Origin of the sequence: Mameliella sp. AT18, from assembly GCF_028807275.1 — a bacterium.
Lineage (GTDB): Bacteria > Pseudomonadota > Alphaproteobacteria > Rhodobacterales > Rhodobacteraceae > Antarctobacter > Antarctobacter albus.
The window spans coordinates 26,400-34,675 of record NZ_JARAMO010000175.1 but is presented as its reverse complement, the minus strand read 5'-3'; the positions used below and the strand labels follow the sequence as shown (position 1 = coordinate 34,675).

Sequence of the window (8,276 nt, the reverse complement as noted above, 5' to 3'; positions counted from 1 at the left end):
GTCGGCGTCGGCGTCGGCGTCGGCGTCGGGGCAGGGCGCGTGCGCAAGATGTTCGAAGCCGCGCGCAAGGCCGCCCCGGCGGTGATCTTCATCGACGAGCTGGACAGCATCGGACGCACGCGCGGCACCGGCCTCGGTGGCGGGCATGACGAGCGCGAACAGACGCTGAACCAGATCCTCGCGGAACTCGACGGCTTCGAGAGCAAGGAGGCGGTCGTCGTGCTTGCTGCCACGAACCGGCCGGACGTGCTGGACCCGGCGTTGCTGCGTCCCGGGCGGTTCGACCGGCATGTGGAACTGACCCTGCCCGATCGTCAGGCCCGTCGGGCGATCCTTCGGATCCACGCCAGGGCGTTGCCTCTGAACAATCCATCGGACATCGACACCATCGCCGACGGCACGCCGGGATTTTCCGGCGCTTACCTGAAGAACCTGTTGAACGAGGCAGCGATCAACGCCGCCCGTCCTGCTGGCCGTTGGCGGCTATTCCGGCACTCGCAAGAGCGTTCTCGCGCGGGCGCTGGCGCCGGGGTCCGGGGCGCTGCCTGGCGCGGTTCTGATCTCTTCGGATCTCAAACGAAAGGCGGGGCTTGGCTCTGCCAAACGGCTGGATCCGGCGGCCTACGCTCCGGAACGGCAGGAGGCAGTCTACGAGTCCATGTTCGACCGTGCCGAGGCGATCCTTGGGGCCGGGCACTCGGTAATCCTTGACGCAACGTTCCTTGACCCGAACATGCGGACCAGGGCCGAGGCGGTGGCAGCGCAGGCGTATGTTCCGTTCCTTGGCGTCTGGTTCGACGCGGCGGCGGACATCCTGGAGGGACGGCTCAAGTGCAGGACGGGAGACGCGTCGGACGCTGACGTGACGGTCCTGAAAACCCAACTCTCCGCGGATACGGGCAAGAATTCGTGGCGGAGGATCGATGCCTCCATAACGCCCCCGGCAATCAGGAACACTGTTTGCGACGCTTTGGTCCTTGCGCTTGGCCGAACCGACGGGGGTAGCATACGCCGCGAGGCGATGGTCGGGGACACGACGGAATTCGTGCAACATTGATGGCTGTCAATGACCAGGCCGCCCAGTGCCACATACTGGCATGACTGACGGATGAGCGGATTGGCCGTAGTTTCGGGAGTTGCGTTCCAGGACGCAGCGAGGTGGGGCAATGGTTCTGTCTGGGGCAAAACTCCGTCAGAGAGGTGCGCCGGAACCCCGTCTGAATGCCCGGAAAGACTTGGGGATTGGATCCGGTCGGGGTGTAGCGGCTTGTATGACGCAAAGTTTTTATGACGCGTGGCCCGGCGGTGACCAGGAAAAGCCGCCGGGCCTATTGCGTCACTATGGCATTCAGTGCAGCCTGGGACCCGGCCTGGGCCGACGTGCAACCCCAAACGTGCTGCCGCCCGTATTCAGTCTCGTCCTGCCGCAGCCCCCAATACCAGCACCGGACAGCGCGCGGCGATCACGACCTCACGAAGACCGTCCATCGTCTGCACCGGCCCTTCCGCAAGATCGACGATGACGGCCCGGGCGCGGGCCCGGCTGATCTGGCCGGGGAGGTCTTCCTCGTCCGCGCCGGTGTCGGTGAGACCGGTCCGGAAATGGCGAGCCAGTTCCTCGCCGATCTGCGTGGCCTCGCTCGCCGATGCCGTGGGTGACAGGACAAGCACGACGGGATCCCTTTGCGCCGGACGGTACCGCTGGCCGAGGACAAGCAGGTCGGCGCCAAGTGCCGCGTGGCAAAGGGCAGGGACCAACTCGCCGCTCTGACGCTCCATCGACCATGTGAGCTTGTGGCGTTCGGAAATGCGCGCCAGAGAGCGGCCAAACGCCTTTTGTTCGCTCTCGAACATGGTTTGCATGCGTTCAAGCGAAGGGGCGTCCCTGATCTGCCCGCTTTCGGTGACAAGGCGCTGGCCTTCGCGCCGGACGAGATCGAGAGCGAAGGGGTTTTCGGCCAGAAACCCGGTGAGTTTCGTGGCAAGCGACCCGGCCAGGTGATCGGCGATCTCCAGCGCGGCGCGGGCATCGGCGAAGCTTTCGGCGCCGATCAGCAGCCGGCGCTGCGAACGATCCGCGGGGCTCATGCCGGAGGCCCCGAGCCGTCCCCGGCATTCCGTTGTCCGAAGGCGCGTCGCTGGGTCGCGAAGGCCCGCAACGTGGCCTCGACAAGGCCGTTGACGGATGTTTCCGGAAATGCGCCTCCGGCGCCGCGGACGCCGGCCTCGCGACCGGTCAGCAGGGCAATGCCTTCGTCGATCCGCTGCACCGGGATCACCCGGAAGACGCCGTTCCGGGCAGCATCGGCGACCTCTTCGCGCAGCATCAGGTTATCGACATTCGACGCCGGGATCAGGACGCCCTGCCGACCCGTCAGGCCACGCCGCCTGCAGGTTTCGAAGAAGCCCTCGATCTTTTCGTTGACGCCGCCGATGGCCTGGATCTCGCCGAACTGGTTCACCGATCCGGTCACCGCAAGGCCCTGGTCGATCGGCAGGTCCGCCAGGGCCGAGAGGAGCGCATAAAGCTCGGCCGAGGATGCGCTGTCTCCTTCGATGCCGCCATAGCTCTGTTCGAAAACCAGGCTGGCATGCAGCGAGAAGGGCAGGTCGAGGGCGAATGTTCCCGAAAGGTAGCCGGCCAGGATCATCACGCCCTTGGAGTGCAGCGGCCCGCCAAGCTCAACCTCGCGCTCGATGTCGATCAACTTGCCGCCGCCCAGGCGCACCCGTGCGGTGATGCGGGACGGGTAGCCGAAACTGTAGTCGCCCAACCCGATCACCGACAAGCCATTGACCTGGCCGGTCCTGGAGCCGTCGGTGTCGATCAGGATGGTGCGCCGCTCGACCGCCTCCTGGAACCGATCCCGGATCCGCGAGGCCCGCCTGTCACGCTCGACAATGGCACGGGTCACGTCGGCGCTTTCGATCCGGTCGTGTCCCGCCAATCCGGCGTAATGCGCGCCCTCGTGCAGGATGTCGGTCAGAGCCCCGATGCGCAGGGAAAACTTGCGTCGGTCCGCGGACAGGCGCAGCGCTTCTTCCAGCAGCGAAGTCACCGCGCCGGCACTGAGCGCGCAGAGCCCCTCGCGCCGCGCCAGCGTGCCGATCAGGCGGCCATAGAGCGCGGTGGACTCGCTGGTCCGGCTCATCGAGGTTTCGAAGTCGGCCTGCAGCTTGAACAATTCCGGGAACTCGGGGTCGAGATAGGTAAGAAGCGCATGCAGCATTCGGTCCCCGACGAGGACAACACGCACGTCGAGCGGGATCGGGTCCGGTTCCAGCGAGGTGGTCGAGGCGAGACTCAACCGTTCCGCCAGCGACGAGATCGAGATTTCCCGGCTCTTCAGGCATCGCTTCAGGGCTTCCCAGGCGAAAGGATCGCTCAGAACCTGCTGCGCATCCATGACCAGGTAGCCGCCGTTGGCACGGTGCAGCGCGCCGGGACGGATCATCGTGAAATTGGTCAGCAGGGCGCCCAACTCGGCAATGTGCTCGACCCGGCCGGTCAACTGGTCCAGCGTTGGCTGATCCTCGCGAATGACGGGCGCGCCGCCGGTGCCTTCGCTGCTGACCATGACGTTTATCGCGTAACGGTCGAAGGCCGAGTCTTCGTGGTATTTCCGGACCGCTTGCGGAAACGGCCCGTTGTCCTGTTCCGTCGCGGCCTCAAGGAAGAGTTCGGCATTTGCGATCACGTCCTTCTGAACGTCCACGAGGTATTCAGCGAGGCCGGCGCGCTTGGGCAGGCCCTCTTGCAATTCCTCCATGCGGGCAGAGACCACATGCTCGGCGGTCTCTGCATTGAGCTTTTCGATCTCGCGGCGGCTCTCGCGGTCCAGCTTCGGGGCGTTGCGCAGGACCTGGGCAAGGTCTTCCTGAAGCCGGCCGATCTTTTCGTTGATCGACTGTTGCTCGGTCTTTTCCAACGCTTCGAATTCGTCCGGGTTCAGGACCTTGCCGTCACGGGCTGCCGCGAGCATGTAGCCCATGGGCGTGCGCACCAGGGCGATGTTCTCCTCGTGGGCCCGCTCCGCGAAAGCCGCCATCGCGGCGTCCTGCCGATCGGAGTAGTCCGCTTCGATCGCGCGCCGCCGGGACTGATATTCATCGGCCTCGAAGGACGCCGGTATCTCCGTGGCCAGGTCGTTGACGAATTCCGCCATTGCCTCGGCAAGATGGATGGCCGTCCCGGGCGGCAGGCGCAGACAGCGCGGCGCTTGCGGGTCTTCGAAATTGTTGACGTATACCCAATCGTCAGGAACGGGACGGCCTTCCGCGTGTTTCGAAAGCTGCTTGTGCACGGCGAAATGGCGGCCGGTTCCCAACTCCCCGAGCACGAAAAGATTGAACCCGTGGTGCTGCATCCCGGCTGCAAGGTCGATCGCGGCGGTGGCGCGGTCCTGACCAAGGAAGGCGTCGAAGGTCTCCACTTCTGCGGTCGTTTCGAAACCCAGGCTGTCAGGATCGATCCTGGTCCGCAGTTCGGCGGGGTCCAGCGCGGCGACCGAACTGTCAGTGTTACCCAAGGTACCGGCTCCGTCTCATGGCGTGACTTCCAGCTGGTCGATCACCTTTTGAACCCCGGGCGCCGACCAGGCAGCCCGCTCGGCGGTGCGTCTTTCGCGGATGGTCCGGACGCGACCCTCGAACGTCACGGACCCGTCGATTGCGACAACGCGGATGGCCGATGCATCCTGCTCGGCGTCCCGCAAAAAGGCCTGTCGGATCAGGTTCGCAACGTCTCTGGGGTCAACCTCAGGTTTGATCTTTATGTGGTTGTTTACACCCCTCACGCCGATCAGTCGGCGCACGGCCTTTTGCGCCGCCGAAGCCTGGTAGCGCCACGCGACGTCGCCTTCCAGCGTCACCCAACCCTTCGTGATCCGCGGGTGAATCCGGGACTCGGGGATAGAGGTGTTCCATTTGAGCGTGTCGACTATACGTTCCGCGATCTCGTCGTCGGCGGTGATGTGCACGCCCACCGGCCGTACCTCGATCTCGTCGGCGATTGCGCGTGCACCTTTGACACCGTCGACGAGGTCGATGGCCGTTTCCTTCTCCGCGTATGTCTGAACATGCCCGGTCAGGGCAATGACGCCGCCTTCGACGGCGACGCCGATATCTGCCGAGTCGATGGCTGGCCCGAAATCGAGGGCTTCGATGACGTCCTTCCGCAATTGCCTGTCGTCCATCGCAGCCTCACCTGTATCGACAATCAACAATGATCGTAGCGCGTTGCGGGCGGCGACGGCGTTGACCGCCATCAATGCATGGTCGGGCATGTGGCAGATGCTGAGCCCCATGCAGACAGGAACCGAGAACATGGAAAACTTGACAGGCCGGCTGGCAGAGAGCGACGCGCTGGACGACGTCCCGGACCTTCGCGTGCCGCAGCGCACGGTATGCTTCATCGTCGAACTGGCGCATGACCTGATGGGCAAGACCGCCAGTACCGCTGCCGAGGATACCACAGATGACGCCAACCCCGAGGCCGACCTTCTGGAGGACCGTGGGAACGACCCGGTCGAACAAGAACTCAGAACCCTGATCGACGATCTGGACGAAGAGGCCCAGACCGATCTGGTGGCGCTGATGTGGCTGGGACGGGCTGAGGGAGATTGGTCGGAGGTGCGGGCCTTGGCGGAACAGGAGCATACCGCCCACACGGCGGATTACCTGCTGGGCACGCCGCTTCTGGCTGATCTGCTGCTCTGTGGATTGGAGCAGCTTGGTCTGGATTGCGCGTCTGAATAGGCCGCTTCCGCTATTGACTGCCATCAATGAAAGCCTGCCGGGACGCTGATACTCCTGCCCTATCGGCGGGAGGAGCCAAACGGAGAAGGACCGCAGGGAAGAGGCCTCAGGGCGTTGGATCGCGGAACGACGGACCGGGCAAGCGTCGAGTCCCGCCGGTCGGGGGCTGTTCGGTAACGGGCGAGCGCACCTGGGGAGACCTTGGTTGTAGAGCGCGTGCCGACAGCCCTGCGCCACCTCCTCCAACGATTTTTGGCATTTTTTTTATTTCAGGCCAGGCGATTTTGCGGTTGTCCGGGACGGCCCCCGGCATCGTGTAGGCCTCGCTTGTCCGCCGTGTTGTTTCCCCTAGGCCGCACTGGAAACCGTTTGCATTGACAGAGGACAATGTTCCGGATCCTCACAAAACGATACTCCGGCCTTGACGCTGTTTTCGAGGAGTGCCACGCGATGGCGGGAGCCAAGGATGACCGGACGATCGACGCGGGTGACGAAGCCGACCTGGCACCCGAGAGCATGCCTTGGGGTTTTGTCACGAACCAGCGGGATGAATTGCGCTGTTGCGGGTGCGACGCCGACAATCCGCTTGGTATGCAGCCCGACCTGACCCTCGAAGTGTTGCGCGATCTCGGCCTGAACGACGATGAGATTGCCAGATACTTCGGGATGTCTACGTACCGGATTTCGGCCTGTCTTCATGACGGTGAAATGTCTGACCAGAGCCTCCAGTTTCGCGAATTGGCGTGGAGGATGCGCGCCAGACTTTGCGGCAAATTGGGCCGTTGACCAGGATAGCTTGCTTGATCCGTTGTCCGGGGTCTTCCCGCAGCACCTCTCAAAGCTCTGCTGCACCGATCTGGCGCCTGTGTAGTAGGGATTGCGCACCGTCAATGCCGGAAAAGGTCGTGCCTCTATCATCAAGCCGTTGGTATGCAATTCGGAGGAAGCCATGACCGACAGTGAGTTGAGACAGGACATCATCGACGAACTGGATTTCGAGCCAAGCATTGATTCCGCCGAGATCGGCGTTGCCGTGGACGGTGGCGTCGTGACCTTGACGGGCCACGTCGAGACCTACACCGAAAAGGTGACCGCCATAGAGATCGTGGAGACCGTCAAGGGCGTGCGGGCCATCGCCGATGAGATCGAGGTCCGCCCCATTGGCGCGAACGCGACGGCCGATAACGAGATCGCCAAGCGGATCGTGAATTCGTTCAAGTGGAACACCTCTGTTCCGGAAGATTCTCTGCACATCACGGTAAACAAGGGCTGGGTGACGTTGGAGGGAGAGGTGTCGTGGAGGTACCAGGCGGAGACCGCGGCAAAGGCCGTGCACAGCCTTGCCGGCGTCAAGGGCGTCAGCAACTTCATCAAGGTCAAGCCTGCGGTAAAGGCGACGGATGTCTCTGAACGGATCAAGAAGGCGCTCTTGCGGGATGCGGAACTGGATGCTTCGGCCATTCATGTCGAGGTACGGGACGGCATCGTCACGCTCGAGGGCAAGGTCCGTTACCTGGGTGAACGCAAGTCAGCAGAACGAGCGGCCTGGGCCGCACCGGGTGTATCCCAGGTGATCGATCACCTTACCGTGCTGTGATGCGGACACAGGAAGGCGCGTTTGCCCTGTAGCGCGCCTTGCCGACTGCCTCTGTTCCGCCGTCAGGCGCCGTGCGCTTCAGTCGGTCGGCTTCTGAATGGCCAACATCAGCTGATGCAGAGAGGCCGGGTCGCCCAGTTCCGATCCGCCGGCTTCATCGGCAAGGGCCTCGAGATCCCTGATCTCCACCACGCGGGGCTGAAGGATGTCGATCAGGCCGTCATTCGCGAGCGCGTGAAAGGCACGGCTGACGGATTCCAACCGAGTGCCCAGCAGGTTAGCGAGATCCCGCCGGCTCAGGGGAATCCGGAGGCGGATTGCATCGCCCGCGATCGAGGTCACATGATCGACGTTCTGGAACCGCGTGCAGAGCAGAAGGAGGAACCCGGCCAACCTTCCCCGAACCTTGGGGTTCGCCAGGATGATCATCCAGTCCCGCGCCCGGTCGAGTTCGTTCAGGAGGTTGAGCAGCAACAGGCGGTCCAGGTCCGGCGAGCGCAGCAGGATCTCCTCGAACGGGCCGCGGCGAAAGGTAAAGAGTTCAACCGAAGTGGCGGCCTCCACGTTGAAATGCATCTCGCCATCGAAAACGTGACCAAAGATGTCGCCTTCGACCAGCAATCCGACGAGGTGCCGACGGCCATCGGAAAGGGTCTTTTCCATTCTGAGAATGCCGTCGCGGACAATCCCGATGAAGTCGGAAGGCCGGTCAGCCTCGGCGATGGTTTGGCCTGCCTCGTAGGATTTTTGTCGGCAAATCGCCTTCAGCGCCTCCCGTACGTCCTCGGGCAAGGTGTTCAGGTCTGAAAGGTCGCTGAGGGCACAGGTCTGACCGGGAGACCGGCTGCCCCCCTTGAGACTTCGCTGCATGGTCAAGGCCTCCAATCGTGAGTTGTGCTCTTGTCCGGAGGGCCGTTCGGAA

At 63.5% G+C, this 8,276-nt stretch carries 8 protein-coding genes and 1 pseudogene; 5 read left to right on the top strand and 4 right to left on the bottom strand.

What is annotated here, in order from left to right:
• Together PVW46_RS15460 and PVW46_RS15455 are read left to right on the top strand one after the other, a co-directional pair.
• A pseudogene (locus PVW46_RS15460) lies at positions 1-474 on the top strand (AAA family ATPase); the annotation flags it as partial.
• On the top strand, positions 467-1,057 hold the full coding sequence (locus PVW46_RS15455; RefSeq protein ID WP_338020531.1) for a P-loop nucleotide/nucleoside kinase family protein: 591 nt from the start codon (positions 467-469) through the stop codon (positions 1,055-1,057). The pseudogene PVW46_RS15460 and the gene PVW46_RS15455, both read left to right, overlap by 8 nt.
• A 353-nt stretch (positions 1,058-1,410) precedes the next feature.
• Here the strand turns inward: PVW46_RS15455 and PVW46_RS15450 are convergent, their stop codons facing one another.
• The 3 genes from PVW46_RS15450 to PVW46_RS15440 are packed head-to-tail and all read right to left on the bottom strand — an operon-like array spanning position 1,411 to position 5,285.
• A complete protein-coding gene (locus PVW46_RS15450; protein WP_274576540.1) occupies positions 1,411-2,088 on the bottom strand; it encodes a hypothetical protein in 678 nt (225 codons plus the stop codon).
• A complete protein-coding gene (locus tag PVW46_RS15445) occupies positions 2,085-4,529 on the bottom strand; it encodes a Lon protease family protein (protein WP_274576538.1) in 2,445 nt (814 codons plus the stop codon). The genes PVW46_RS15450 and PVW46_RS15445 overlap by 4 nt, the downstream gene beginning before the upstream one ends.
• A gap of 15 nt (positions 4,530-4,544) precedes the next feature.
• Positions 4,545-5,285: a BON domain-containing protein gene (locus tag PVW46_RS15440; RefSeq protein ID WP_274576535.1), complete on the bottom strand. Its 741-nt coding sequence runs from the start codon at positions 5,283-5,285 to the stop codon at positions 4,545-4,547.
• 40 nt (positions 5,286-5,325) lie between these two features.
• Here PVW46_RS15440 and PVW46_RS15435 point away from each other — a divergent pair, with 40 nt between their 5' ends.
• From PVW46_RS15435 to PVW46_RS15425, 3 genes are all read left to right on the top strand, one after another.
• Positions 5,326-5,757 carry a DUF3775 domain-containing protein gene (locus PVW46_RS15435; protein WP_274576534.1) on the top strand — a complete coding sequence of 144 codons (432 nt, stop codon included), beginning with the start codon at positions 5,326-5,328 and terminating at the stop codon, positions 5,755-5,757.
• A gap of 450 nt (positions 5,758-6,207) precedes the next feature.
• Positions 6,208-6,543, top strand: coding sequence for a hypothetical protein (locus PVW46_RS15430; protein WP_274576532.1), 336 nt, complete (start codon positions 6,208-6,210; stop codon positions 6,541-6,543).
• A 163-nt stretch (positions 6,544-6,706) separates the two neighbouring features.
• Positions 6,707-7,354, top strand: a complete 648-nt coding sequence (locus tag PVW46_RS15425) for a BON domain-containing protein (RefSeq protein WP_274576529.1) — start codon at positions 6,707-6,709, stop codon at positions 7,352-7,354.
• 78 nt (positions 7,355-7,432) lie between these two features.
• On the opposite strand, the gene PVW46_RS15420 is transcribed toward PVW46_RS15425, so the two are convergent.
• Entirely contained in the window at positions 7,433-8,224 is a 792-nt protein-coding gene (locus tag PVW46_RS15420; RefSeq protein ID WP_274576526.1) for a Crp/Fnr family transcriptional regulator, read from the bottom strand.
• Positions 8,225-8,276: the final 52 nt, after the last annotated feature.